The following is a 25,153-nucleotide window of genomic DNA, read 5'->3' as shown; positions in this document are numbered from 1 at the left end:
GGTCGGGGAAATCGATGAGGGGAAAGGACGCGTCAGCGTTACCATGGCGTACATGGCCCGCAAACAAATCACCCAGCTCATCGATGACCTCGACGGCACCGTGCTCGAGGACGGCGAAGGAAAGCAGATCACGTTCTCGATCGAAGGTCGGGCGTACGAGATCGACCTCTCCGACGACAACGCCGAGAAGTTCTACAAGGCGCTCGAGCCTTTCGTGGAGGTCGCCCGGTCCATCCGCGCGAACGGAAACGCCACGCGTGCGCGTTCCTCGCGCGCGACCAAGAGCGACCTCGACCTCGGCGCCGTCCGTGAGTGGGCGCGCGCGAATGGGCACACCGTTAACGAGCGCGGCCGCATTCCGGCATCCGTGATCGACGCTTATCGGGCCGCGAACTAAGCACACCCGATCTCAGGAATGGCTCAGGCACCTCCAGGCCTGGGCCATTCCGCGTTTTCGGCGAATGACGAAGGAACTCCATGGCCGACGCCACATCACCGCCTGCGCCGTCGCCGCGCGTTCCGCGCTCTCTCTGGTGGATCGCCGGCGCGATGATCGCGAGCGGCCTCCTGCTGATCCTGTTCGATGCCTTGATCACGAAGCCACAAGCCTCATTCGGGTGGTTCGCCTACCAGCCGCTGGCCGCGGCCTCCTATTTTCCGACGCCGGGCACCGTCGTCTCGCCGCTCATGTGGGCGGGGATCGCCGTTGCCGTCGTCGGCCTGCTCGCGCTGGCGTTCCTGCTCGGCCGGCGGTCAGCGACGCCTCCCCCGGCGCAGAACCGCCCGACCTCGGACTGAGGCCGCCCCGCGGTAGGAGCTCGGCGGTCAGTCAGTCGGTCGCTTCGGCGCCGGGAGCTTGGCGCCGCGTGAACCTGCCGTTCACGACGTAGATCGCGACCACCATCGGCACGAAGGCCGCCGCCACGACGATCGGCGTCACGAACCAGAGGGCTCCGCGCGACAGCGCCAGCATCACCGCCGCGAAGACGATGAGCGTGGCACCGCCGACCCGCAGCGCGCGCACACCGCCCGGTTCGCGAGTCGCGAATGTCCAGAGCGGGTACGGGACGTCGGGGCGCAGCCGCTCGAACCAGAACACCGACACGACCTGCATCGTCGCTCCGGCGGCGACCGGCAGCAACCACAACCACGACAGGTCCATCGCTCGATGCAATCACATCGGGGCTGCGGCATCCACCGTCGCCCGGTCCACCATCCGGCTCACCCGGTCACGGCATGCGGACGGCGTGCCCCGACACGGTGATCCCACCGCTCTCGGTGATCTCGACGGTCAACTCCCCCGGTCGGCCGACGTGCCCACCCTGCTCGATGACGACCGTCGATGGCACCGCGACCGCGCCGAGCGACCGCAGGTAGGCGCCGAAGGACGCTGCGGCGGAACCGGTCGCGGGGTCTTCGGTGATGCGCCCGACCGGGAAGAGGTTGCGCGCGTGGAACCGATCGGATGCCGCCCGGTGGGCGACGGTGATGGTCGCGGGCCATCCGCGGTCATCCAGCAGCGCGCGTACGGCATCAGGGTCGAACGTGAACCCGTCGAAGGTCTCACGGTCGCGCAGCACGATGACCGGGTGCGTGTTCCCGGTGTTCGCGAGGCGCGGCGGCAGCGTGGGGTCGAGGTCATCGCGCGTCAGCCCGAGCAGGTCGAGGATCGCGTCGAGGTCGGCATCGTCGAGCTCGCGCACCGACGGCTGGATGCTCGTGAACGCCGCCCGGATGCCGCCGTCGTCGTGCGTGACCGCGATGGCGACGACTCCGACGGGGGTGTCGAAGCGGACGGCGCCGTCATCCGCGACGCGTCCCCGCTCGGCGAGCGCCACGGCGGTGGCGACCGTGGCGTGTCCGCAGAACGGAACCTCGGCGATGGGCGAGAAGTAACGCACGGTGTGCGCGCCGTCGGGGGTTGTTCCCGTGAGGAAGGCCGTCTCGGCCTCGTCGACCTCGGCGGCGATGCGCTGCATGTCGCGGGCGTCGAGCCCAGCGGCATCCAGGACGATCCCCGCGGGGTTGCCGCCCTCGGGACGGGATGTGAACGCGGCGTACCGCAGAACCTCGGGCGCACTCATCCGTTCAGGCTATGCCCGGTTCACCGCTCGGGCGACGGCGCGAGCCGGTACAGCACCTGGGGTCGGCCCCGCTTGCCGTAGCGGTGCGAGAGGTGGATCACGCCGGTGTCGACGAGGTGCGTGAGGTACCGGTTCGCGGTGGCGCGCGAGATGCCGCACGCGGCGGCGACCTCGGCGCCGGTGAGGGGCACGACGGGATCGAGGGCGGCGACCACCTGCGCGAGCGTGGGCGCGGCGAGCCCTTTCGGCAGCGCGGCCGCGTCGCCGCCCGAAATCAGGTGCGCCGCGCCGCGGCCGTCGCGCACCGACGTCGCCGATGCCGTCCGAATCGTGCCGGTGGACAGCAACCGGTCGATCTCGCTCTGGGCGAGCGGCCGGTCGCGCTCGTCGGACACCCGGCGCTCGCGGTCGACGGCGTAGCGCTCGAGGCGTTCCTGCAGCGCCGCGAACGTGAACGGTTTGACGAGGTAGCCGACCACCTGCCCGGCGAGCGCCTGGCGCACGGTGGTCTGATCCTGCGACGAGCTGATGACGAGCACGTCGGGGCCGCCCGCCTCGAGCGTGCGCAGGCGGTGCAGCACCTCGATGCCGCTGATCCCCGGCAGCCGCATGTCGAGCAGGACGAGATCGACGCCGCCGCGGATGCGCTCGAGCGCCGCCTCACCGGTGTCGGCTGTACCGACCACCCGGAACCCGGGCACGTCCGCCACGAACCCGGCGTGCAGGGCGCGCGCCCCCCGGTCGTCGTCCGCGATCAGAACACGGATGCCGCTGCTCACCGGGCCACCGCCAGATCGAACGTGAACCGGGCTCCACCGAGCGTCGATGCACCGACCTCGATCGAGCCACCCCGCGCGGTGACGATCCGGCGGACGACGTCGAGCCCGAGCCCGCGTCCGAACCCCGAGGCGTCATGCTTGGACGAGAACCCCGGCGTGAAGATGCGCCCCGCGACGCTCGGGTCGACGCCCGGACCGTCATCCTCGACCGAGCCGATCACGCGCTCACCCTCGGTGCGCAGCGCGCACGAGACAACCGTGGCACCGGCTTCCGCAGCATTGCGGCACAGGTTCGTCACGACCGAGACGAGTCCCTCGTCGAGGTCGGAGGCGAGGTCCAGGTCGAACCGTGCCTGGGCGCCGAGGTCGAGCAGCTCGGCCTGCACCGCCCGCATCGTCGCCGCGGCGATCGGGCGGTCGTCGGCGCGCCCATCGCCCGATGTCTCGAACTCGCCCTCCGCGCGGCGCACCGGCACGATGTCTTCGATGTAGCCGAGCGCCTCCGGGCCCTGTCCGCGCGAGACGAGACCGTGGATGACGTGCAGGCGCGTGCGGAACTCGTGCGACTGCTCGCGCAGTGCCGCGGTGGTCCGCCGCATCTGCGCGTGCTCGGCGGCGATGACATCCAGCCGGCGGAAACGTCGCTCGACGACGGCGGTGACCACGGAGCCGGCGAGGGTCGCGATCACGAGCGCGCCGATCGCCCACGGGCGCAACGCGCTGAGCGCCTCATCGAGCTCGCTCGCGATCTGCGACTCGAGGACGCCGACGGCGACCATGCCGATCGGTTCGCCCGAGGCATCGCGCACCGGCACCTTCGCGCGCAGCGACGGCCCCGACGCCCCGACCTCGGTTCCCACGAACGTCTCGCCGGCGAGCACCGACGCGTTGGCGGTCTCGACCTGCACGCCGCGCTCCGACGCGAGCGGATGCGTGATGCGCACGCCCTCGTCATCGGTGATGACGACGTAGTAGACGCCCGCCGCCTCGCCCACGAGCTCGGCGATGGGTTGCAGCACGGCCGTCACGGGGGCCAGGCCCGCGGCATCCGTGAGGTCGTCGGGCGTTCCCGCCGGCCGGGCCGCCGCCACCGCTTCGCGGACCTCGGGCAACTCGGCGAGGCTCGACGCGACCTCGAGCACCCGATCGGTCGTCGCGGTGCGGATCGTCCGTTCCTGCAGCGCCAACGCCACGCCCGCCGTCGCCGACAGCGCGCCGATCGTGACCAGCGACGGCACGACGAGCATGACGAGGCGCACCGCGGAGGGTCTCATCGTCATCGGCATCCTGGTCACTTCCTCGTGGAGAACGGCCGCGTCGGCATCCCTCGTGCGCATCAATGAGAACAAATCGCCTCGGCGGTCGGGGCGGTGCGATGAGGTGCCATCCTAATTCGATCTCGCGGACGACGACGTCCGCGCGAATGGAGTGATCATGACGCAGAACGCGACGGATACAGACGCGCGTCCCGGCTCGACCGGACGCAGAACCGCAGCGCGGGTCATCGGCGGGGCGATCGCGGCAGCCGCGATCGGTGTGGCGAGCTTCGGCTCGATCTCGTCCGCCGCGACCGGCGAGGAGATCAACGCCTCGATGACGATCATCGCCCCGGCGGCCGCGGGCGGCGGCTGGGACGGCGTGGCCCGCGAGCTGCAGCAGGCGCAGAAGGCCAACGGGCTCGTGAACAACGTGCAGGTCGTGAACATGCCGGGCGCCGGCGGCACGATCGCCCTCGGCAACGTCTCGGCGCTCGACGGGCACCCCGGCAACATGCTCGTCGGCGGCACGGGTCTGCTCGCCGCGACGATCCAGTTCGACTCGGCGGCCACCCTCGACGACGTCACGCCCCTCGCCGTGATCGTCGAGGAGTACGACGTCATCGTCGTGCCGGCCGATTCACCGTACGAGACGCTCGACGACCTCGTCGCGGCATGGCGCGAGGACCCGAAGTCGATCCCGTGGACCGGCGGCGGCTCGTTCGACCAGCTCGTCGTCACCGACCTCGCGCTGGCAGCCGGCATCGACCCCGTCGACACGACCTACATCTCGTCCGACGGCGGCGGCGAGGCCATCCAGGCGCTGCTGAACGGCACCGCGAAGGCGGCGACCGGCGGCTACCCCGACAACATCGATCAGATCGAAGCCGGGCGCCTGCGGGCGCTCGCCCTCGTAGCCGAAGAGCCGATCGACGGCATCGACATCCCGACGGCGGCCGAGCAGGGCTACGACATCTCGCTGTCGAACTGGCGCATGCTGGCCGCGCCCGCCGGGCTCAGCGACGACGACGTCGACGGGCTCACGCAACTCGTCCTGGATTCCGTGGCCACGCCGGAGTGGCAGGACGCGATCGAACGCTACCGCTGGACCGAACGCGTCATCACGGGCGACGAGCTCGACACGTTCCTGAAGGACGAGGAACAGCGCATCCGCAACCTGTACGAGGAGATGGGACTATGACGTTCCCCGCCAACCCGACCGCCACCTCGGCCGTCGTCGGAGACCGGCTGCGGCTCGTCTCCGGCCCGGGCGCCGCGGCACTGCTCAAGGGCCTCACCATGCCCGCCGTCGTGGCCGCGTTCGCCACCTACCTGGTCGTGGGCATCCTCACGATGAAGGTGCCTGCCGGCACCGTCTTCCCCGGCCCGCAGTTCTTCCCGGCGATCATCGCGGCGGGGCTGTACGTCTTCGCCGCGGCGCTCGTCGTTTCGGCCGTGAAAGAGATGCGCGAGCGCGCCACCGCACCTGTCCGCGCGACCGCCACGGCCGATGACGCCGCCCCGCGTCCGGTGCGCGTCGACGTGCGATCGCTGGCGTGGGTCGTGGTGTCGTTCTTCGCGTTCGCCTTCCTGCTCGACATCCTCGGCTGGATCATCGCCGCCGGCCTGCTGTTCTGGTGCGTCGCCCGCGGGTTCGGCTCGCGCAAGCCCGTGGCGAGCCTCGTCGTCGGGCTGACGGTGAGCTCACTGGCCTACATTGGTTTCGACATGCTGCTCGGGATGCCGCTCCCGTCCGGCATCCTCGGAGGTTTCTGACCATGGACGTCCTCCAGCTGCTCGGCGAAGGCTTCGCCGGCGCCCTCACCCCCGCCAACCTGCTGTGGGTGCTCATCGGGTGCGTCCTCGGAACCGCCGTCGGCGTGCTCCCCGGCCTCGGTTCGTCGATGGCCGTCGCGCTCCTGCTTCCTGTCACCTTCTCGCTCGATCCGACCGCCGCGTTCATCATGTTCGCGGGGGTCTACTTCGGCGGTCTGTTCGGCGACTCGACCATGGGCATCCTCATGAACACCCCCGGTCAAGCGTCGGCGATCGCCTCGACGTTCGAGGGACACAAGATGGCGCTCAACGGGCGGGCCGCCCAGGCGCTCGCGACCGCGGCGATCGGCGCCTTCATCGGCGGGTTCGTCGCATCGGTGGTCGTGGTGTTCCTCGCCCCGGCCCTCGCGGACTTCTCGAGCCGGTTCGGTCCGGCCGAGTTCTTCGCCCTGGCCGTGTTCGCCTTCGCCGCGACCTCGTCGGTCGTCACCGACAACGTGGTCAAGGGTCTGACGGCGCTGTTCATCGGCCTCGGCATCGCGGTGATCGGCATCGACGGCGTCTCGGGCGCCCCGCGGTTCACGATGGACTCCCCCAACCTGTTCGACGGCATCTCGCTCGTGACCGTCACCGTCGCGATCCTCGCCCTCGGCGAGGTGATCTACGTCGCGTGCCTCGAGCGCCACACCTCGACCAAGGGGCTGATCAAGCCGACCGGACGCCCCTGGCTCTCGCGCCAGGAGCTGAAGGAGGCGGCTCCGGCCTGGGCCCGCGGCACCGCCATCGGCCTCCCGTTCGGCGTCGTGCCGGCGGGTGGCTCGGAGATCCCGACCTTCCTCGCCTACGGACTCGAGAAGCGCCTCGACGCGCGGCGCAAGCACCCCCGCTTCGGCACCGGTGCGATCCGCGGTCTCGCCGCCCCCGAGGCGGCGGGAAACTCCACGACGGGCATGGCGATGGGAGCCCTGCTCGCGCTGGGTCTGCCGATCTCGGCGACGGCGGCCATCATGCTCGCCGCCTTCCGGCAGTACGGCCTGCAGCCCGGACCGCTGCTGTTCGACCGCGCGCCCGACCTCGTCTGGTCGCTGCTGGCGAGCTTCTTCATCGCGATGGTCGTGCTGCTCATCCTGAACCTGCCCTTCGCGATGCTGTGGGCGAAGCTGCTCCTCATCCCGCGCCCGTACCTCTACGCCGGCATCACGGTGTTCTGCGCCCTGGGTATCTACGCCACGTCGGGCTCGACGTTCGACCTGCTGATGCTGTTGGGCATCGGGCTGCTCGGGTTCCTCATGCGGGCGATGGACTTCCCTCTGGCGCCGCTCATCATCGGCATGGTGCTCGGGCCTCTCGCCGAGACGAGCCTGCGCGACGCGGCCATGAGCTCCAACGGCGACTTCTCGGTGCTCGTCCAGAGCCCGATCACGATCGTGCTCTACGCGCTGCTCGCGATCGTGCTCGTGTTCTCCGTGCGCAACCGCGTGGTGGCGCGCACGCGCGAGCGTCAGGCGGTCAGCCGCTGATGCCGCGCTGCGGGCGGCCGATCATCGTGATGCGAGCATCCGATCGGCCGTCCGCAGCGACATCGCCATCTGCGTGAGGCCGGGGTTGGCCGACAGCGCGCTGGGGAACGTCGAGTTGTCGCAGATCCACATGTTCGGGATGTCGTGCGACCGTCCCTCGGGATCGACGACGCCGTCATCGGGGTCGGTGCTCATGCGGCACGTGCCGATCGTGTGGGCGGTGCGGGCGAGCACCCGGGTCTCGCGCGCACCGGCCGCCTCGAGGATGCGGGTCATGACGTCCACCGCGTGAGCATCGATGGCCTTCTCGTTCTCGCCCGGCGAGAAACTGATCTCGGCGCGCCGGATGCCCCATTCGTCGGTGTCGTCCGACAGCACGAGCAGATTGCGCTCGGACGGCAGGCACTCGCCGTTGATCCCGATGCCGGCGGAGTTCTGCCAGGCGTCCAGCGCCGCCATGAGGTCCGCGCCCCACAGCCCGCCCCCGCGCACGAGCGAGGTGGCGTAGGTCAGCGGCATCACCCCGAGGCTCTGGATGAGATACCCCCCGGCGAAATCGACGCCTTCGGGGCGCACGAAGTCCTCGGTGATCGCCGCCGACGGATACCCGCGGTATCCGCGGACCGATTCGTCGAACCGCCCCCACACCTGCACGGCGCCGTGGGCGAGGAAGTTGCGGCCCACCTGACCGCTCGAATTGGCGAGCCCGGTGTTCAGCAGCAGCCGCGGCGTCTCGATCCCGCCGCCCGCGAGCACGAGCGCGGCGCAGCGCTGTCGGTACTCGACGCCCTCGTGCAAATAGATGACCGCGGTCACTGCGCCGGCCGCATCCTGTTCGATCCGGTGCACCATCGAGTCGGGGCGGATCTCCGCCCCGTGCGCGACCGCGACGGGCAGGTAAGTGATGGCAGTGGTCGCCTTGTAGCCGAACCGGTCGCCCTGATGGATGCCGCCGACGTCGATGCTCGCCTTGCGCGGGCCGTAGTGCGGCTGGTCGCGGTCCTGGGTGATGATCGCCGCGGGCGCGTCGGTGGCCCTGATGCCGAGGCGCTCGCAGCCCTGCAGCACCAGGTCGGCGGGAGCGTTCCGCCGCGTCGGGCCGTCGAGGTACTCGCGCTGAGGGTCCCACGGATACGGCGTCGGACCGCTCACCCCGATGGCGCGCTCGACCTCGGCGACGTAGCCGATGAGCTCGTCGTAGTCGACGGGCCAGTCCCGTCCCTGCCCGGTCTCGGTCCGCAGCGACAGGTCGCGGCGGTCGGGGCGGGGCGTGAAGGCTCCCCAGTGCAGGGTTCCGCCGCCGACGCCCCACCCGCTGTTGTTCGGGCCGAATGCGGTCGGTGCGTCGCCGCCGCTGAAGCGGTCCGACATCCAGTTGATGCGGGTCGCCTCGCGCTCGTCCGGCGTGAACTGGTCGAGCTCGAGGTTCGGCCCCGCTTCGAGGGCGACGACGCGCAGGCCGCGCTCGGCGAGCCTGCTGAGCAGGGGGCCACCCCCGGCGCCGGTGCCCACGACGACGACATCCACGACCTCGTCCAGGTCGTAGGTGCGCATCCCGGTGAGGTTCATGCTGCGTCTCCTTCTGCCTCGAGGCGGCCGAGCTCGGCGGGTTCCCATTCCTCGCGCCGTCCGGCCGCGAGCACGAGGTATCCCGCGGGCTCGGGTCCGGTGCCGCCGGTGGCGAAGCCGCTATACCCGACCCGTGCGAGGGATGCCGGGTGCGACAGCCACGCGCGGACGAGGTCGTTGCGGACGTCCTCGAACCACAGGCTCAGCTGTCCGGGCGAGAGCGCGGAGTTGGGGGCCGCCGTCCCGGCGATGACCTCGCGGATGACCTCGTCCTGCGCGGCCGACCCGCGCTTCCAGATCGCGGCGAGCGCGTCGAGACCGGCGCGGTAGGCCTCTTCGTCCGTCGACATGCCGGTGGGGCGCCACCCGTCGCTCTCCCCCGCGTCGACCATCCGGTCCAGGCGCGCGGCGAGGTCCATCGCGGGTCCCTCGCCCTGCGGCATGACGCGACGGGCCACCTGCCGCAGCAGCGCCAGCTGCGCGGGCGACAGCGATCGCGGCGCATACTCCGGGTCATCGGCGAGCGCGCGGCGAGCGTAGGTCGCGCGCACCGCGACATCGGTGCGCGACGAGGCGATGACCCGCGCCCAGGCCTCCGGCACACGCGGAGAACGATCGGCGATGCGGCCCGCGAGGCGCCGGACAGCGACCGCGAGGTCATCGGCGGCCGTGGCGTCTGCGGGCACCTCGCGCTCACGCACGACGCCAGGCACCGAGCCGTCCACGACGATGACGCCGGCGAGCCCGAACACACCGATCGCGCCGTCGAGCACGCAGTCGGCGATCGTCGCGATCAGCTCGTGCTGCGCGGCGTCACCGACGAGGATCCAGGGCGTGTAGATCTCGGCCTGGGCGATGGCGGAGAGGACCTCGTCGGCGTCCGTCGGCGAGCCAGCGACGACGACGCGGAACGGACCGGCAGGGTCTGGTGCGGCGGGATCCGCAGGGCCGGGGGCGTCGTCGAGCCTCGGTACGTCTCCGCGCAGCGAGACGACCGCGAAGGTTCTGGGGCTCACGGAGTGACCATGCCCCCGTTGACGTTGAGGGTCTCGCCCGAGACGTAGCTCGACTCCGCCGATGCCAGGAAGACGAATGCCGGGGCGATCTCGGCCGGCTGCCCGGCGCGCTGATAGGTGCTCTCATCATCGAAGGCGCGCATCTGCTCGTCCGACACGCCCTGGCTGACCTGCAGCGCAGACCACACGGGGCCTGGGGCGACGACGTTGACTCGGATGCCGCGGGGCGCGAGCTGCTGGGCAAGACCCTTCGACAGGTTGTTGACGGCGGCCTTCGTCGCGGCGTAGTCGAGACGGTCGGGGGCGGGCTGGTACGCCTCGAGAGACGCCGTGTTGATGATCGACGCCCCCGCCGGCAGGTGCGGCAGCGCGGCTTTGGTGATCCAGAAGTTGGCGAACACGTTGGTGTGGAAGGTCGCCGCGAACTGCTCGTCGGTCAGGTCTTCGAGCCGCTCGACGGCGACCTGCTTGCCCGCGTTGTTGACGAGGATGTCGATACCACCGAGGAACTCGACCGCCTCGGCGACGAGCGACCGGCACGCCTCGGCGTCGGAGATGTCGGCCGCGATGGCGTGCCCGCGCGCTCCGGCGTCGGCGATGAGGCCGAGGATGCGATCGGCATCGAGCTGCTCGGCGGGCAGGTGGACGATGACGACGTCGGCCCCCTCTCGCGCGAACGCGATCGCCGTCGCGCCGCCGATGCCGGAATCGCCGCCGGTGATGAGGGCTTTCCGGCCGAACAAGCGGCCGGAGCCGCGATAGGTCTCTTCGCCGAGGTCGGGGGTGGGCTGCATGTCGGCCTGCACGCCGGGCTCGGGCTGGTGCTGCACGGGCGGCTCGACCCGCTCGTATCGGGTCACGGGGTTGTCGAAGTCGTACTGATCGCTCTGCTGCACGCGGCTCACGGTATGCGTCGCGATTTCTCGCCGCGAACGCTTGCCAGAAGTCAAGGAAGAGGCGTAAAGCGTCTCGCGAGAGCGCGCATCACGGACTGCACCGGCGCCCTCAGGACCGCGGCGCCCCCGATACGAGCGCGAGAGCGGTCCCGATGGCGTCGACGGCGCCGGCGCTGTCGACGCGGACGAGAGCGAACGCCGAGATGACCAGACCGGTGCACGCATCGGCGAGCGTCGCGCTCTCGCCGGCAGGAAGATCGGGTCGGCGCGCCGCGACGCCCCGACCGAACGCAGCCCGCAACTCGGCACGGTAGTCGGCGACCACCTGGGCGACCGCATCGTCCCGCCCGATCGGAGCCGCGGCCGTATTCACGAGCAGGCAACCGCTCGAACCGGGCAGCGACCGCGATCGTCCCAGCGCGGCGCGCAACCCGACGAGATAGTCCTCGATCGCCGCGGGCTCCACGGTCGCTCCGGTCAGGGGCGCCAGCCGGGGTCGCACGACCTCGTCGAGGTAGCTCTGAACGGCAGCGTCGAACAGGCCCCGCTTCGAACCGAACGCGTGGTAGATGCTCGACCGATTCAGCCCCGTGACGCGCTCGAGCTCCGGCAGCGGCGCGCCGTCGAACCCCTGTTCCCAGAAGACACCCCGAGCTGCGCGGACGACCTCGGCGCGGTCGTATGCCTGCGTTCGCCCCATCTCTCACACCCCTTTTGTGTATCGGTCAGTCCAGTATATATTGAACCGACCAGTACAGAAGTGCGGTGGCAACCGCCGGAAGGGAACAGCTCGTGATCATCCTCGGTCTCGCGCTCGCGGGTCTTGCAGCGCTCATCCACGTCTACATCTTCTATCTCGAGTCACTTGCCTGGACGAGCGAGCGGGCTCGCGCGACCTTCGGCACGGGCACCGTCGCACAGGCCGAGACGCAGAAGGCCCTCGCCTTCAACCAGGGCTTCTACAACCTGTTCCTCGCGATCGCCGTCTTCGCCGGCATCGTCTTCGTCGCGGTCGGCGAGCTCGCGATCGGCGTGACGCTCGTCTTCGCCGGTGCGGGGTCGATGGTCGCGGCGAGCCTCGTGCTCCTGCTGTCCGATCCGTCGAAGGCATCCGCGGCGCTCAAGCAGGGCGTGATCCCCGCGCTCGGTGTCGTGGCCCTCATCCTCGGCCTCGCCCTCTGACCCCGCGCCACCCGCGCATCCTGTCCGCGGCTCCGATCGAGCCGGCGGCATCCGTCACCGACCCCTCACGAAGGAGAACCATGACTCACGCGACCAGCACGCAGATCCGGCTCGCACGCCGCCCCGAGGGGTGGCCGACTCCCGACGACTTCGCGATCGAACGCGTCGAGCTCGGCGCGCTCGCCCCGGGCGAGGTGCGCGTCGCGAACGAGTACGTGTCGGTGGACCCGTACATGCGCGGGCGGATGAACGACGTCCCCAGCTACATCCCGCCCTTCGCTCTCGGCGACGTCATCGCAGGAGGCGCGATCGGTCGCATCGTCGAGAGCGCCGCTGACGACCTGCCCGTCGGCACGGTCGTGCTGCACCAGCACGGATGGACGGATGTCGTGCAGGCCGAGGCCTCGAGCTTCCGACCGGTACCCGAGGTTCCCGGCCTCCCCCTGTCGTTGCGACTGCACATCCTCGGGATGACGGGCCTCACCGCATACGTCGGGCTCACCGCCATCGCAAACCTGAAGCCGGGCGACACGGTCTTCGTGTCGGGGGCCGCCGGCGCCGTCGGGACGGCCGTCGGCCAGATCGCCAAACTGCTCGGTGCCGGCCGCGTCATCGGGTCGGCGGGATCGGCCGAGAAGGTCGCCCTGTTGACGGAGAAGTACGGGTACGACGCGGCGTTCAACTACAAGGACGCTCCTGTGCGTGCACAGCTGCCGACGCATGCCCCCGACGGGGTCGACGTGTTCTTCGACAACGTCGGCGGCGACCACCTCGAGGCGGCGCTCGATGTGATGAACACCGGCGGACGTCTGGCCCTGTGCGGCGCCATCACCGGCTACAACACCACCGAGAAGACGCCGGGCCCCGACAACATGGGCAGGCTGATCACTCGCAGCCTCACCGCCACAGGCTTCACGTTGGCCTCCTACCTTCACGTGTCGCCCGAGTTCACCGAGAAGATGACCGCCTGGTTCGCCGACGGCCGGATCGCCTACGACGAGACGGTCGTCGAGGGCATCGAGAACACCGTCGACGCGTTCCTGGCGATGATGCGCGGCGCCAACACCGGCAAGATGCTCGTCCGCGTCACGCACGCCGGCAGCGAGGGCTGAGCCGCAACAGGCAGCGAACAGGGGCGGGGTGCATCAGCACCCCGCCCCTGTTCTTCGTTGCCGCCCGGTCAGCCCGTCGCGACCGTCAGGATCGTGTCGGTTCCCGAGACGGCGCGGCGAGCACGCGGCGCGCGCTTCGTCCCCGACTCGTGGCCCACCGGCGTCGAAACCGTCGGGCCGTTGATGAACGCTGCGAGGGCGCTCGGCGTCGGCAGGTCGACCCACAGGCGGATGCTGCCGGGCGCCGTGCCCGTGCCCGATACGAGCGCCGCTCCGCCGATGCGGTCGAGCAGCGGGGCGAGGTCGCGGGCGCGGACGTCGGACACCTGGCCGACGACGCGCCCCCGGGCGTACACCGCGATCGCCGTGGGATTGCGCCGGTCACGCCGCGACCGGCGGAGCACGTACAGACGGTCGCCGCGGATCTGGCGCTGGCGGTCGTTCACGAGGAAGTGCGTCCGCTCGATGCGCGAGCGCTGCGATTCGAGGCTCCGGAGATCCGGGACCGCGGCGTGGGAGTGGGTGCCGAGCGAGAGAAGGTCGCGCACCCGTTCCCACCAGATGCTGGCCGCGCGCTGCGGGGAGCCCATCAGTGGGCCACGACCGGCGGCGCGCCTTCGACGGGCGCGGGCTTGCGGACGAAGAACGTCAGCACGACCGCCGCGGACGCGATGATCGCTCCGGTCACGAATGCCGTGTGCACGCCGGTGGCGGTCGCGGCAACCGCATCCGCCCCCTCCGCGGCCGCCGTCGCTGCGCCGACCGACATGAGCGTGATGAACAGCGCCGTGCCGGCCGCACCCGCGACCTGCTGCAGCGTGCTCACCGTCGCGCTGCCGTGGGAGTAGAGCCGCGCCGGCAACGAGCCGAGCGCCGAGGTCAGCAGCGGGGTGAAGACGCAGCCGAGCCCGAGGTTGAGAGTCATGTGGACCGCGATAATCCAGGCGATGGACGTCTCGGTACCGAAGGTCGTCATTCCCCACAGGGCGCCGGCGGCGACGATCATGCCCGGGATGACGAGCGGGGTCGGCCCGAAGCGGTCGAACAGCGCGCCCACGATCGGGGCGATCACGCCCATGAGCACACCGCCGGGCAGCAGCATGAGTCCGACCGTCAGGGTGTCGAGGCCCAGCACCTGCTGCAGGTACAGCGGCAGCAGGATGAGCGAGCCGAACAGGGCCGACATCACGACGACCACGAGCACGACGGCGAGGCTGAACGCGCGCGAGCGGAAGGTGCGGAGGTCCAGCAGCGCGGCGTCCGACTTCTGCAGCGCGAGCTGACGCACGACGAAGGCGGCCAGCGAGAGGGCACCCACGATGAGCGGGATCCACACCGGGATGGGCGCGTGACCCGAGGCGGATTCGCCGATGGAGCTGAGGCCGAAGATGAGGCCGCCGAAGCCGAGTGCGGAGAGCACGACCGACCCGATGTCGAAGCGTGCCTCGCGGGTCTGCGTGACGTTGCGCACCCAGACGGCGCCGAGCGAGAGGGCCAGCACCGCGATGGGAAGGACGAGCCAGAACATCCAGCGCCAGTCGAGCACCGAGAGGATCAGGCCCGACACCGTGGGGCCGATCGCGGGTGCGACAGCGATGACGATGCTGATGACGCCCATCATCCGGCCGCGGCGCGAGGGGTCGACGACGTTGAGCACCGTCGTCATCAGCAGCGGCATCATGATCGCCGTGCCCGATGCCTGGACGACGCGCCCTGCGAGCAACATCTCGAACCCGGGCGCGAGGGCGGCGATGAGCGTGCCGAGCGTGAAGAGCGACATCGCCATGAAGTAGATGCGACGCAGCGGGAAGCGCGCGAGCAGGTAGCCGGTCAAGGGGATGACGATCGCCATCGTCAGCAGGAAGCCGGTCGTCAGCCACTGGGCGGTAGCCGCCGTGATGTTGAGATCCACCATCAGACGCGGCAGGGCGACACCCATGATCGTCTCGTTCAAGATGACGACGAACGCAGAGGCCACGAGCAGCGCGATGACGGGTCCCGTGCGGATGGCGGGGGTCACGACGGCGGAATTGACGGGTACCGATTGCGTTTCGGGATGCTGCTGTTCGAGAGTCACTGCTCGATTATATGGCAGTGACTGACACGAAGGCACTGTGCGACAATTCCTGCATGGAGAGCGACCGCGAGGATCCCCTCGCCGACACCCCGCCGACCGGACTGCGTGAGCGCCGGCGCCTCGAGACGCAGCGCGAGCTGTCGGATGCCGCCCTCGAGCTGTTCGAGGAGCGGGGAGTGCACGGGACCACCGTCGACGACATCGCCCGTCGGGCGGGCACCTCGCAACGGACGTTCTTTCGCTACTTCCCCACCAAAGAAGCGGCCGTGTTCGCCAGCGCCGATGACTCGGCCCGCGTCGTCAGCGATGCGATCGAGGCCGTGCGAGCCGGCGCGTCGGTCGTCGAGGGCATCGAGCTCAGCTGGCTGAATCTGCTCGAACGCTTCGATGCGCACCCTGACGAGCACATCCGCGCCCTACGGGTACGCCGCATCGTGGGCGCCGAGCCGTCGCTCCTGGCCCTGGCGCTGCGCAACGAAGCAGAACAGGTCGAGCAGCTGACGGACGCCGCCGTCGACGCCGCGGGTGCCGACGCGGACGTGATCGCCTCGCGAGCCGCTGTTTCAACGCTCGCGCTGGTGCTGCGTCTGACGATCGACGAGTGGGTTCGCCGCGCCGAACTCAATGAGCGAGCGAGTGTGCGCGAGATCTATCTCGAGATGCGCCGCGGTGTGGCCGCGATCGCCCGCGACCTCGAGGGCGCTCCCCCGACGTACCGCTGAACCGCGGTGCGTCGGGCCCGACCCACGCGTGGTGAGGGTCAGTGACGGTCGAAGGAGTGCCGCCGCGGGCGAGAAGCCGCGGTGCGGGTGGAAAGCCGACGCGCACGCGACGGGCCGCTGCGGGCGGGCGCCGCCGCGTCGGCGACGGCAGCTGCCGCGGCCCCCGGTGACGTGTGAGCGCCGAGGTCGGCGCCGTGGCCGCTCTCGGCGTCGAAGGTAGCCGGCAGCGAGCCGGTCGTGACGAACCCGGCGTACTGGCCGTCGAGGGTCGCGACGTAGAAGTCGGCGTCGGCCTGTCGCCAGACGAGGGCGGGCGCGGACGAAGAAAGCGTGGAGAGCAAGAGTGCCTTAGAACAGTGGCGCACGAACGCGTGCGCACGAAGATGGGGGCTGGACGAACCAGGCTGGGGGCTGGATGAACCAGTGATCGCGTCACGATCTGCTCGACGGTGAGCCAGACGAACGACGCACGAGCCCCGGAGGGACCCCTCAACGCTAGCACGGGGTTCGCGTGCCCGGGCCGGACGGGCTCACAGCCTCCAGTGACCGAGCGTTCGACGCAGACGACGGACGGCCGCATCGACGAACGCCGGATGCGCGAGGTACCACTCCCGGTGTGCGGCCGCCACGACGTCGGGCTCGATCTCGACGCCGTCCGCCCGCCAGCGCGTCCGCGGCTCGTCCGGCAGGTCCCATGCGTCGACCACCCATTCCTCGAGTGGTGCTCGCACGGCGGCGAGCAGCGGGCGGCCCGGATCCGTTGGCGCTCCCGAGTCGTCGAGCGCTTCGAGGACCCGCTGCGCCAGCGGCATCCAGACGACGTTCCCCGGATGATTGACCGTGCGCATCACCTCGCCCGAGGTCGGCCGCAGCAGATCGGATGCCGCCACGTCGATCGACTGCTCACGCCGGCGCAGTTCGTCCAGCGAGTCCGCCGCGACCTGCTCGACCGCGCGTCGCGGCAGGCGCGATGCGACCGGCAGCCCGGCGACTGCGGCGAGCGTGCGGACGTCGTGATAGGCCACGACCGGCGGGACCTCGTCGATGCCCGACACGTGCAGAGCCGCCTGGAACGGATGCAGGCCCGTGTAGCGCACGATGGGGAAGGTCACGAGCCGCGCGTGATGCGACAGCGCGGCCGCGAGCTGCCGCGTGCCCAGCGGAAGGCCGTGGTAGTCGTCGCGCACCGGCTGCGCGACGAGGAACGACGCCCGCGGCAACAGCTCGTGCAGGCGTGCGGTGTCGGCGGCATCCAACTCGTGGACGGGTGGGACACGCACGGTCGGCCGGTCGTCGGCGTGCAGGAGGATCCGCATGGTCTCGGCTTGACAGTTGCCGACGACGAGCCCGAAACCGTCGGGAAGCTCGGAGGCACGGAAGGGGGTCGGCTCGGTGGACATCAGTCCACTGTGACGCGTCGTTCCGCCGCGTGCGGTCGTTTGTCGTCAACCGGCGCGATGCGCTATGGCGGTGCGGGCACGGTGGCGGCGCACGCCGTCGCGGTTCGCGCACCGCACCGAGCAGTACCGCTGCCGACCGTTGCGCGTGATGTCGACGACAACGTTGCGACACGGGTCGCCGGCGGCACCGCCCGCCGCGCATCGGGCGAGCCGGTGCATCCCGCGAGTCGTCACGTGCAGCGCCGTTCCGACCGCGATGACCGCGCGCAGCACCTGCGGCAGGCGCTGGTCATCGTCGCGATAGTGCAGGTGCCAAGCGCCGTCGTGGTCGGTCAGGCGCGGGTACGCCGTCGCCGCCGCCATCTGGTCGTTCAACAAGCGTGCTCGCTGCGCCTCCGTATCGGCGTCGACGATGTCGAGCCACGCGTCGATGACGTCGCGCGTGCGGGCATGATCGGATGCCGCCGCGGGTGCGTAGACGGCGGTCATGCCGTGCTCGTAGGTCCGGGCGACGACGCCGTCGCGGTCGGCAGGCCAGTCGTTGGCGCGAGAAGCCGCCAACAGCACCGCGTACTCGCCGTAAGGGTTGAGCTGCATAAGGGCATTACAGCACGATCGGGTGATGACCACCTCCTCCCCCGCGCAGGCCGACACTCATCGCGACACCGGTGTCTGGCCCCACGACCACGGGTGGGTGACCGAATCGGCCCATCGCACCAGCGAGGGTCTGATCCGCTATGTGCGCTGCCCGCACTGCGGCGCCCATCGGGTCGACCTGCAGCCGGCGAACACGGCTCCGCCCGCCGCGGCGAGCGTCGTCATCGATCCGACGATTTCTCGTGAACGTCATCCTTCTGGATGATTCGGTCGCTCCCGCCCGCGCCATAGCCTGAGCGCGTTCTTCATTTCAAGGGGGTTGCAGGTGCACCGGAACACACTTCGATGGACGGCGCCGGCGATGGTCGGTGCGGTCCTCCTTCTCGCGGGATGCACGGGCACGGACTCCGGCGCACCGGACGAGAAGGTCTCGCCGCTGAGCGAGTACTTCATCGCGCTCTCCGGTGGCGACCTGAGCCCCGAGGAGCAGGAGGCGAAGTACGCCGCCGAGGACAAGCAGCGCGAAGAGCTCATGGCGCAGTGCATGCAGGACGAGGGGTTCGAGTACGTTCCCGTGCCCACCACGAGCGTGTCGTTCGACACCGGGGAAGAGTGGAAGCCGGACGACCGCGAATTCGTGTCGCAGTGGGGCTACGGCGCCGTGGAGTACCCGGGCGGCGACGAGGAGCCCGCGCCCGAGGAGATGACGAGCGACCCGAACGCCGACTACGTCAGCAGCCTGTCGGAATCCGAGCAGACCGCCTTCTACGAGGCGCTGTACGGACCGACTCCCAGTGAGGAGGAGATGTCGGAGGACGGCTCGTACGAGTACGACTGGCAGACGGCCGGCTGCAGCGGATGGGCGAGTCACGAGATCGGCGGCGACGACCCGCTGCAGTCCGACGAGTTCGCCGACGTCATGGACGCCATCAACACGCTGTACGAGGACACCGCGTCATTGCCCGAGATCGCCGAGCTCGATCGCGCCTGGTCGACATGCATGGATGCAGCCGGCTACCCCGGGTTCGCCACGCAGTCCGACGCGCAGAACTCGATCTACGACGAGCTCAACGCCCTCTACGAAGAGGGAGCCTCGGAGACCGGCCTCGACCAGGCGCAGCTCGACGCCGTGCACGAGCGCGAGGTCGAGCTCGCGCTCGCCGATCTGGACTGCCGGGAAGAGCTGGACTACCGGGAGACCTACGAGAAGGCGCAGTTCGCCGCCGAGGAGGCCTTCATCGAAGACCACAAGGCCGAGCTCGACGCGATGAAGGCAGCGGCTGAGCAGGCGCGTTCGTGAGCGACGGTCGCACCGACGCCCCGGCGTCGCCGGACGACGCCGCCTTCGACGAGCTCATCGGCGATCCTGTGCCCGACGCGGCGACGAACGCCGACGCGGCGACGGGCGGCCGACGGACCGTGTGGCGCTCGATCGCGACCCGCAACCGTGCGCTGTGGATAACGGCGGCCGTCGCGGTCATCGCGCTCGTGGGGGGTCTGCTGCTCGGGCGCTTCGTCATGCCGGCCGCTTCGGCCGCCGCGGAGGACGCGCCGGCTCCCGGGCTCGTGACCGTGCCGGTCGCGTTCGGCGCGCTGAGCAACGACGTCACCATCCGCGGCGACGTCGGTTTCGCCGACCCCGTCGAGGTGAAGATCGACACCTCCGCGATCTCGGGCCCGGCGGTCGTGACCGGACAGGTGCCGGAGGTCGGGGCGCAGCTTTCTCCGCTGTCGGTGGCTCTCGAGGTCGCCGGTCGCCCGGTCATCACCCTGCCGGGCGATCTGCCCGCGTACCGCACGCTGCGGTTCGGCGTGTCGGGCCCCGACGTCGTGCAGTTCAAGGAGGCCATGCGCGCCGTCGGCATCGACGCGGGCGACCCCGCGAACGCTGCCTTCGACGAGCAGGCGGCGAACGCCGTCACCGCGCTCTACGCCGCGGTCGGGTACACCGGCCCCGAGGGCGAGGAGGACGGCGAGGGTGCGGTGCGCGCCGCGAACGAGGGCGTCCGCTCCGCCGAGCAGGCGGTCACGAGCGCACGAGGCGCGCTGGATGCCGCTCGCAGTGGCGCCTCGCCCGTCGAGATCCGTGAGGCCGACAACGGGATCTCGAGCGCGCGGCGCCAGCTCGACAATCTGCGCACGACGCAGCCGGACGACACCGTCGCGATCGGTGACGCCGAAGACGCCCTCGCCCTCGCGCAACTGCGCCGCGAGCAGCTGAACGCCGGGCGCGACACGAGCGCCGAGCGCGCCGCTGTGGATGCCGCCGTCTCCCAGCTCTCGCAGGCGCAGGACGACCTCGCGCGGGCACGCCAGGAGGCTCTTCCCGCCCTCCCTGCGGGTGAGGTGCTCTACCTGAGCGAACTCCCGCGGCGTGTGGACGCGGTCACCGCCGAGCGCGGCAGCATCCTCGCCGGCGCCGCGATGACCGTGTCGGGCGCCACCGTGGCTCTGACCGGGTCGGCCGCCGAGGCGGACGCGAAGCTGCTGACGACGGGGGCGACGGCGACGTTCGCGCTGCCCGACGGCGCCGAGCACGCCGCCACCGTCACCGAGGTGTCCCCGGGCGCGGACGGCGAGGCACGCTGGAAGGTGACGCTGCAGCCCGCCGAGCTGTCGGCCGAGCAGATCGCGCAGTTGCAGGGGTCGAACGTGCGAGTCGTGATCGCCGTCGGCGCCACCGCCGGCGAGGTGCTCAGCGTCCCCGCCGCCGCGCTGACCGCGGGCCCGGGCGGCGAGACGCGGGTCGAGGTCGTCGCGGGCGATCCCCGCGACGCCGACGCCCGCACCCGCCTGGTCGTCGTCGAGACCGGGCTGTCGGCCGGCGGCGCCGTCGAGGTGCGGGCGACCGAGGGCGAACTGAACGAGGACGACCTCGTCGTGGTCGGCCGATGACCGCGGCGACCGCCGTCCCGCCGGTGATCGAGCTGCGCGATGTCACGCGATCCTTCCCCGGGCCGCCCGAGGTACAGGCGCTGAAGGGCATCAACCTCACGGTGTCGGACGGCGACTACGTCTCCATCGTCGGACCCAGCGGGTCGGGCAAGTCGACGATGCTCAACATCCTCGGGCTGCTCGATCGCCCGACGGTCGGCGAGTACCGGCTGTCGGGCGAGCTGACCGGCGGCTACACCGAGGACCAGCGGGCGGCGGTACGCGCGCGCCGCCTCGGATTCGTCTTCCAGGCCTTCCACCTGATGCCGCGGCGCACCGTGCTCGAGAACGTCATGCTGCCCATGCTCTACAGCGGGATGCCGCGTGACGAGCGCCCCGTTCGGGCCCGTGAGGCCCTCGAGCGCGTCGGACTGAGCCACCGCGTCGACTTCCTGCCCGGCCTGCTGTCGGGCGGCGAGCGCCAGCGCGTCGCCGTGGCGCGTGCCGTCGTGACCCAGCCGCGGGTGATCCTCGCCGACGAGCCCACGGGCAACCTCGATCAGGCGACCACCGCGGACATCATGGCGCTGTTCGAAGAGCTGCACGCCGGCGGCCTCACCTTCGTCGTCATCACCCACGACCAGCACGTCGCCGATCGCGCCGCCCGGCGCATCCGGATCGACGACGGCCGCATGCGCGAGCTCGCGTGACCGCGCCGCGGAGGGCGCTGCTGCGCTGGCTGCCCCGGCGGCGGAATCGGCCCGATGCCGAGCTGACGACGGCGGTCGCCGAAGCCGATCGTGTGCCGCGCGCCGACCGGTTCGGCTTCGGCGACCTCGTCCTGGAGGCGACGGTCGACATCGGCTCACGACCCGGGCGACTCGTCATGACGATCGCGGGCACGGTGCTGGGCATCGGGGCGCTCGTGGCCACCATCGGCTTCGCGCAGACCGCCGCGGGTCAGATCGCACGGCAGTTCGACGCGGCCGCAGCGACGCATCTGAGCATCGGGCCCGCCGAAGCCGAAGCCCGCGGCGGCCAGAGTGTCGCGACGGCATCCCTGCCCTGGGACGCCCCGCAGCGACTCGAGAGCCTGGTCGGCGTCGAGGCAGCGGCCGTGCTGGCCGCGGTGACCCCGCCCGAGAACTCGATCACCGCCGTCCCCATCAACGACCCGTCGGTCGCCACCGCTGCTCCCCCGGCGCTGTTCGCCGCGTCCGGCGGCATACTCGAGACCCTCGGCGGCACCGTCGTCACAGGGCGGGCGTTCGATGCGGGGCACGACACCCGCGGCGACCGCGTGGCGCTGCTCGGCGCGGGGGCCGCCGAGAGGCTGTCGATCAATCGCGTCGACACCCAGCCGTCCATCTTCATCGGCGGTACCGCGTACGCCGTCGTGGGCATCTTCGACGATCTGCAGCGGCGCGCCGAGCTCGTCGACGCCGTCGTCATCCCCACCGGGGCCGCGCGCAGCGACTTCGGGTTGAGCGCGCCGGGCGACGCCATCGCCCACATCACCGTCGGGACGGGACCGCAGCTGCGCGAGCAGGCGCCTCTCGCCCTGGCACCCGACGCCATCGATACCCTCGAGGTGAGCGCGCCGCAGGGCCGGTCCGATCTCGCCCGCGACGTCCAGGGCGATGTCAACGTCGTGTTCGTCATCCTCGGGGTCATCGTGCTGCTGGCCGGCGGGCTCGGCATCGCTAACGTGACGACCCTCTCGGTGCTCGAGCGCACGGGCGAGATCGGCCTGCGCCGCGCGCTCGGGGCCACCGGACGTCAGATCGCGGGCCAGTTCGTCGTCGAGTCGGTCGTCATCGGGTTGCTCGGCGGTCTCATCGGCGCGGCACTCGGGGTCTTCGGGGTGCTCGCCGTCGCCGTCGCGCAGCAGTGGACCCCCGTGCTCGACCCGCTCGTGGCGGTCGCGGGCACGGTGCTCGGTGCGTTGATCGGGCTCGCCGCCGGCGGCATCCCGGCCCGACGTGCCTCGCGCATCGAACCCGTGGTCGCCCTGCGGGGCAACGCTTGAGCGCCGGCCCATAGCGCGGGCCGGCGCTGGGCGCCAGCCCGAGGCGGAAGCGATTTCGCGGGTCTACGGTTTTTCCCGGGGTGGGGATGGCCGAGCACGAGGACGCGATGAACGACGGAGCCACGAGCGACGACGCGGTCGATGTCGGCGCGCTCCTGGCGGGGCGCTATCGGGTCGTCGAACCCATCGGGACGGGCGGGATGGCGCGGGTGTTCCTGGCGCACGACGAGGCGCTCGGCAGGCGTGTCGCGGTCAAGGTGCTGCGCGCCGACATCGCGGATGAGGCGACCGCTGATCGCGCCGGCATCGAGACCCGGCTGCTGGCGTCCCTGAATCACCCCGGTCTCGTCACGCTGTTCGACGCGCACCTCTCGCACGAGCCCCGCTTCCTCGTCATGGAACACGTCGTCGGCCCGACCCTCGCCGACCGGATCGCCGACGGTCCGCTCGACATACGCGAGCTCGCGGCACTCGGCGCGCAGCTCGCCGATGCACTGCACGTCGTCCACGATGCGGGCATCGTCCACCGCGACGTCAAGCCCTCCAACATTCTTCTGGCACGCTCGTCGACGCCGGGAGTGCCGATGCGCGCCAAGCTCGCCGACTTCGGCATCGCGCACCTGCTCGACAGCGACCGCGTGACCTCGCCGAGCCTCATCGTCGGCACGGCCGCGTTCATCGCACCCGAGCTGCTGCACGGCGCCGATCCGGCACCCCCCTCAGACATCTACGCGCTCGGGCTCGTGCTGCTCGAAGCCGCCAGCGGCGAGCGCGCGTTCGCCGGCACCGAGGGCAACCGCGGACAGCTCCTGGCGCGGCTCTCCCGCGACCCCGAGATCCCCGGCGGACTGGATCAGCACTGGCGCGACCTGCTGTGCGAGATGACCGCGCGCGAACCCTGCGACCGTCCCACCGCCCACGAGGTCATGGCACGAATCCCGAGCGACGGTCTCCGCTCGACGCTCTCGAGCACGGTCGACGGGCGCCCCGAGTCCGAGCGTCGCGCCGCGCAGGCCGACCTCGCCACCGCCGCCTGGCCGGTGACGCCGCCGCCCGCCGTCAGTGCCCCCGTCACCGCCTCGCGAGCCACGGCGGCCGGGCGCAACGACACCAACCCGACGCTGGTCTCCCCCAGCCTCGCCGCCGCGGCGGCGTCGGCTCCCGACCGTGTCATCGCGAATCGTCGTCAGCGGCGCCGTCGGCGGCGGGTCGCCCTCGTCACCGGGGTGGCCACGGCCGTCGTAGCGGTCGTCGTGGCGGCATCCGTCGTGCTGGCCCAGCCGCAGACGGCCTCGACCACGACGCCCGTCGACCCACCGGTCGTGCAGACCCCCCTCGTCGAGCCGGCCGACGCACCGGATGTCGCCGAGACCGACGTCTCGCCCGCCGGTGACGAATCGGCGGACGACGCCGTCGAGGCGGAGGAGACCGTCGCGGTCGATGCACCGATCGCACCCGCCGAGCCGGTGATCGAGCCGGTCACGGAGCCCGTCGGCGTGCCCGTCGAGCCCGGCCCCGCCGAGGTTCCCGGCGCGGGCGGCAACGGAAACGGCAACGGACCCGGCGCGAACAGCGGCTCGGGGCCTGGTTCGAACAGCGGCAACGGCAACGGCAACGGCAACGGGAAGCCGGGCGGAAAGCCCGGCGACGGGAACTGAGCGTCAGAGCGCGTCGGTGGTCGCGAGCTCCGCGCCCGCGTGCGCCAGCTCGGCCAAAGCCGCCTCGCTCGTGGCGGGCGCGACGCCCGCGACGAGATCGGTCAAGACACGCACCCGGCGTCCGTGGGCGAGCGCATCGAGGGTCGACGCGCGCACGCAGTAGTCGGTGGCGAGACCGACGACGTCGACGTCGACCACGCCGTGCGCAGTGAGCAGCTCGGCGACCGACTCCCCGGCATCCGTCGTCCCCTCGAACAACGAGTACGCGGGGATGCCCTGCCCCTTCTTGACGTGGTGGGTGATGGCCTGCGTGTCGAGCTCGGGGTCGTACTCGGCTCCGGGGGTGTCGGCGACGCAGTGCACAGGCCACGAGTCGACGAAGTCGGGCTCACCGTCGGCGAAGTGGCCGCCGTTGTCGTGGTCGGCGTGATGCCAGTCGCGCGAGGCGACGATGAGCGCGTAGTCGTCGGCGTGGGCGCGCAGGTGACGGGTGATCGCGGCGGCGACCGCATCGCCGCCCGAGACGCCGAGCGCCCCTCCCTCCGTGAAATCGTTCTGGACATCGACGATGAACAGTGCACGAGTCATGGCTCGAGGGTACGCCCG

At 71.1% G+C, this 25,153-nt stretch carries 28 protein-coding genes; 14 read left to right on the top strand and 14 right to left on the bottom strand.

The genetic code is table 11. The features are described from left to right. Nucleotides 1–52: 52 nt before the first annotated feature. Together PUW82_RS07150 and PUW82_RS07145 are read left to right on the top strand one after the other, a co-directional pair. Nucleotides 53–397, top strand: a complete 345-nt coding sequence (locus tag PUW82_RS07150; protein WP_274221586.1) for a histone-like nucleoid-structuring protein Lsr2 — start codon at nt 53–55, stop codon at nt 395–397. Between the two features lie 80 nt (nt 398–477). Beyond that, nucleotides 478–798, top strand: a complete 321-nt coding sequence (locus PUW82_RS07145; RefSeq protein WP_274221585.1) for a hypothetical protein — start codon at nt 478–480, stop codon at nt 796–798. 31 nt (nt 799–829) lie between these two features. Here PUW82_RS07145 and PUW82_RS07140 read toward each other — a convergent pair whose 3' ends face one another. The 4 genes from PUW82_RS07140 to PUW82_RS07125 all read right to left on the bottom strand — a co-directional run bounded on the left by PUW82_RS07140 (nt 830) and on the right by PUW82_RS07125 (nt 4,143). Beyond that, nucleotides 830–1,162, bottom strand: a complete 333-nt coding sequence (locus PUW82_RS07140) for a hypothetical protein (protein ID WP_274221584.1) — start codon at nt 1,160–1,162, stop codon at nt 830–832. A 67-nt stretch (nt 1,163–1,229) separates the two neighbouring features. Further along, nucleotides 1,230–2,084 (bottom strand): PhzF family phenazine biosynthesis protein, encoded by an 855-nt coding sequence (locus PUW82_RS07135; protein WP_274221583.1) that lies wholly within the window; start codon nt 2,082–2,084, stop codon nt 1,230–1,232. Nucleotides 2,085–2,104: 20 nt separating this feature from the next. Then, entirely contained in the window at nt 2,105–2,863 is a 759-nt protein-coding gene (locus tag PUW82_RS07130; protein ID WP_274221582.1) for a response regulator, read from the bottom strand. After that, nucleotides 2,860–4,143, bottom strand: a complete 1,284-nt coding sequence (locus PUW82_RS07125) for a sensor histidine kinase (protein WP_274221581.1) — start codon at nt 4,141–4,143, stop codon at nt 2,860–2,862. Before PUW82_RS07125 ends, PUW82_RS07130 begins: the two co-directional genes overlap by 4 nt. A gap of 154 nt (nt 4,144–4,297) precedes the next feature. On the opposite strand from PUW82_RS07125, the gene PUW82_RS07120 reads away from it, so the two are divergent. The 3 genes from PUW82_RS07120 to PUW82_RS07110 are packed head-to-tail and all read left to right on the top strand — an operon-like array spanning nt 4,298 to nt 7,415. Continuing rightward, a complete protein-coding gene (locus PUW82_RS07120) occupies nt 4,298–5,320 on the top strand; it encodes a tripartite tricarboxylate transporter substrate binding protein (protein WP_274221580.1) in 1,023 nt (340 codons plus the stop codon). Next, entirely contained in the window at nt 5,317–5,895 is a 579-nt protein-coding gene (locus PUW82_RS07115) for a tripartite tricarboxylate transporter TctB family protein (protein WP_274221579.1), read from the top strand. Before PUW82_RS07120 ends, PUW82_RS07115 begins: the two co-directional genes overlap by 4 nt. Nucleotides 5,896–5,897: 2 nt before the next feature. Next, entirely contained in the window at nt 5,898–7,415 is a 1,518-nt protein-coding gene (locus PUW82_RS07110; protein ID WP_274221578.1) for a tripartite tricarboxylate transporter permease, read from the top strand. Nucleotides 7,416–7,436: 21 nt separating this feature from the next. Here the strand turns inward: PUW82_RS07110 and PUW82_RS07105 are convergent, their stop codons facing one another. The 4 genes from PUW82_RS07105 to PUW82_RS07090 all read right to left on the bottom strand — a co-directional run bounded on the left by PUW82_RS07105 (nt 7,437) and on the right by PUW82_RS07090 (nt 11,596). Next, complete coding sequence (locus PUW82_RS07105) at nt 7,437–8,984, bottom strand: GMC oxidoreductase (RefSeq protein WP_274221577.1); 1,548 nt, start codon at nt 8,982–8,984, stop codon at nt 7,437–7,439. Then, complete coding sequence (locus PUW82_RS07100) at nt 8,981–10,000, bottom strand: gluconate 2-dehydrogenase subunit 3 family protein (RefSeq protein WP_274221576.1); 1,020 nt, start codon at nt 9,998–10,000, stop codon at nt 8,981–8,983. The genes PUW82_RS07105 and PUW82_RS07100 overlap by 4 nt, the downstream gene beginning before the upstream one ends. Next, complete coding sequence (locus tag PUW82_RS07095) at nt 9,997–10,896, bottom strand: SDR family oxidoreductase (RefSeq protein WP_274221575.1); 900 nt, start codon at nt 10,894–10,896, stop codon at nt 9,997–9,999. Before PUW82_RS07095 ends, PUW82_RS07100 begins: the two co-directional genes overlap by 4 nt. A 109-nt stretch (nt 10,897–11,005) precedes the next feature. Next, the gene (locus PUW82_RS07090; RefSeq protein ID WP_274221574.1) at nt 11,006–11,596 is read right to left on the bottom strand and encodes a TetR/AcrR family transcriptional regulator; all 591 of its coding nucleotides are present in this window, start codon (nt 11,594–11,596) and stop codon (nt 11,006–11,008) included. A 92-nt stretch (nt 11,597–11,688) separates the two neighbouring features. Between PUW82_RS07090 and PUW82_RS07085 the strand changes: the two genes are divergently transcribed. Together PUW82_RS07085 and PUW82_RS07080 are read left to right on the top strand one after the other, a co-directional pair. Continuing rightward, nucleotides 11,689–12,078, top strand: a complete 390-nt coding sequence (locus PUW82_RS07085; protein ID WP_274221767.1) for a DUF1304 domain-containing protein — start codon at nt 11,689–11,691, stop codon at nt 12,076–12,078. Between the two features lie 80 nt (nt 12,079–12,158). Continuing rightward, entirely contained in the window at nt 12,159–13,190 is a 1,032-nt protein-coding gene (locus PUW82_RS07080) for an NADP-dependent oxidoreductase (protein ID WP_274221573.1), read from the top strand. Nucleotides 13,191–13,258: 68 nt separating this feature from the next. On the opposite strand, the gene PUW82_RS07075 is transcribed toward PUW82_RS07080, so the two are convergent. Continuing rightward, complete coding sequence (locus tag PUW82_RS07075) at nt 13,259–13,780, bottom strand: hypothetical protein (RefSeq protein WP_274221572.1); 522 nt, start codon at nt 13,778–13,780, stop codon at nt 13,259–13,261. Then, entirely contained in the window at nt 13,780–15,267 is a 1,488-nt protein-coding gene (locus PUW82_RS07070; protein ID WP_420792726.1) for an MDR family MFS transporter, read from the bottom strand. Before PUW82_RS07070 ends, PUW82_RS07075 begins: the two co-directional genes overlap by 1 nt. Before the next feature lie 53 nt (nt 15,268–15,320). On the opposite strand from PUW82_RS07070, the gene PUW82_RS07065 reads away from it, so the two are divergent. Further along, entirely contained in the window at nt 15,321–15,989 is a 669-nt protein-coding gene (locus PUW82_RS07065) for a TetR family transcriptional regulator (protein ID WP_274221571.1), read from the top strand. A 38-nt stretch (nt 15,990–16,027) separates the two neighbouring features. Here PUW82_RS07065 and PUW82_RS07060 read toward each other — a convergent pair whose 3' ends face one another. The 3 genes from PUW82_RS07060 to PUW82_RS07050 all read right to left on the bottom strand — a co-directional run bounded on the left by PUW82_RS07060 (nt 16,028) and on the right by PUW82_RS07050 (nt 17,986). Then, entirely contained in the window at nt 16,028–16,330 is a 303-nt protein-coding gene (locus PUW82_RS07060; RefSeq protein WP_274221570.1) for a hypothetical protein, read from the bottom strand. A gap of 189 nt (nt 16,331–16,519) precedes the next feature. Further along, on the bottom strand, nt 16,520–17,389 hold the full coding sequence (locus PUW82_RS07055) for a WcbI family polysaccharide biosynthesis putative acetyltransferase (RefSeq protein ID WP_274221569.1): 870 nt from the start codon (nt 17,387–17,389) through the stop codon (nt 16,520–16,522). Between the two features lie 45 nt (nt 17,390–17,434). Next, a complete protein-coding gene (locus PUW82_RS07050; protein ID WP_274221568.1) occupies nt 17,435–17,986 on the bottom strand; it encodes a CGNR zinc finger domain-containing protein in 552 nt (183 codons plus the stop codon). Between the two features lie 25 nt (nt 17,987–18,011). On the opposite strand from PUW82_RS07050, the gene PUW82_RS07045 reads away from it, so the two are divergent. The 6 genes from PUW82_RS07045 to PUW82_RS07020 all read left to right on the top strand — a co-directional run bounded on the left by PUW82_RS07045 (nt 18,012) and on the right by PUW82_RS07020 (nt 24,547). Beyond that, nucleotides 18,012–18,251 (top strand): hypothetical protein, encoded by a 240-nt coding sequence (locus tag PUW82_RS07045; RefSeq protein WP_274221567.1) that lies wholly within the window; start codon nt 18,012–18,014, stop codon nt 18,249–18,251. A 96-nt stretch (nt 18,252–18,347) separates the two neighbouring features. After that, complete coding sequence (locus tag PUW82_RS07040) at nt 18,348–19,286, top strand: hypothetical protein (protein WP_274221566.1); 939 nt, start codon at nt 18,348–18,350, stop codon at nt 19,284–19,286. Beyond that, on the top strand, nt 19,283–20,881 hold the full coding sequence (locus PUW82_RS07035; RefSeq protein WP_274221565.1) for an efflux RND transporter periplasmic adaptor subunit: 1,599 nt from the start codon (nt 19,283–19,285) through the stop codon (nt 20,879–20,881). Before PUW82_RS07040 ends, PUW82_RS07035 begins: the two co-directional genes overlap by 4 nt. Beyond that, a complete protein-coding gene (locus PUW82_RS07030; RefSeq protein ID WP_274221564.1) occupies nt 20,878–21,570 on the top strand; it encodes an ABC transporter ATP-binding protein in 693 nt (230 codons plus the stop codon). The genes PUW82_RS07035 and PUW82_RS07030 overlap by 4 nt, the downstream gene beginning before the upstream one ends. Next, entirely contained in the window at nt 21,567–22,889 is a 1,323-nt protein-coding gene (locus PUW82_RS07025; RefSeq protein ID WP_274221563.1) for an ABC transporter permease, read from the top strand. Before PUW82_RS07030 ends, PUW82_RS07025 begins: the two co-directional genes overlap by 4 nt. Before the next feature lie 86 nt (nt 22,890–22,975). Further along, entirely contained in the window at nt 22,976–24,547 is a 1,572-nt protein-coding gene (locus PUW82_RS07020; protein WP_274221562.1) for a serine/threonine-protein kinase, read from the top strand. Between the two features lie 3 nt (nt 24,548–24,550). Here PUW82_RS07020 and PUW82_RS07015 read toward each other — a convergent pair whose 3' ends face one another. Next, nucleotides 24,551–25,135, bottom strand: a complete 585-nt coding sequence (locus tag PUW82_RS07015; RefSeq protein ID WP_274221561.1) for an isochorismatase family protein — start codon at nt 25,133–25,135, stop codon at nt 24,551–24,553. Nucleotides 25,136–25,153: the final 18 nt, after the last annotated feature.

This window comes from Microbacterium thalli, assembly GCF_028737325.1.
In the GTDB taxonomy this organism is placed as follows: Bacteria; Actinomycetota; Actinomycetes; order Actinomycetales; family Microbacteriaceae; genus Microbacterium; species Microbacterium thalli.
This window is presented reverse-complemented; position numbering and strand designations above follow the sequence as displayed.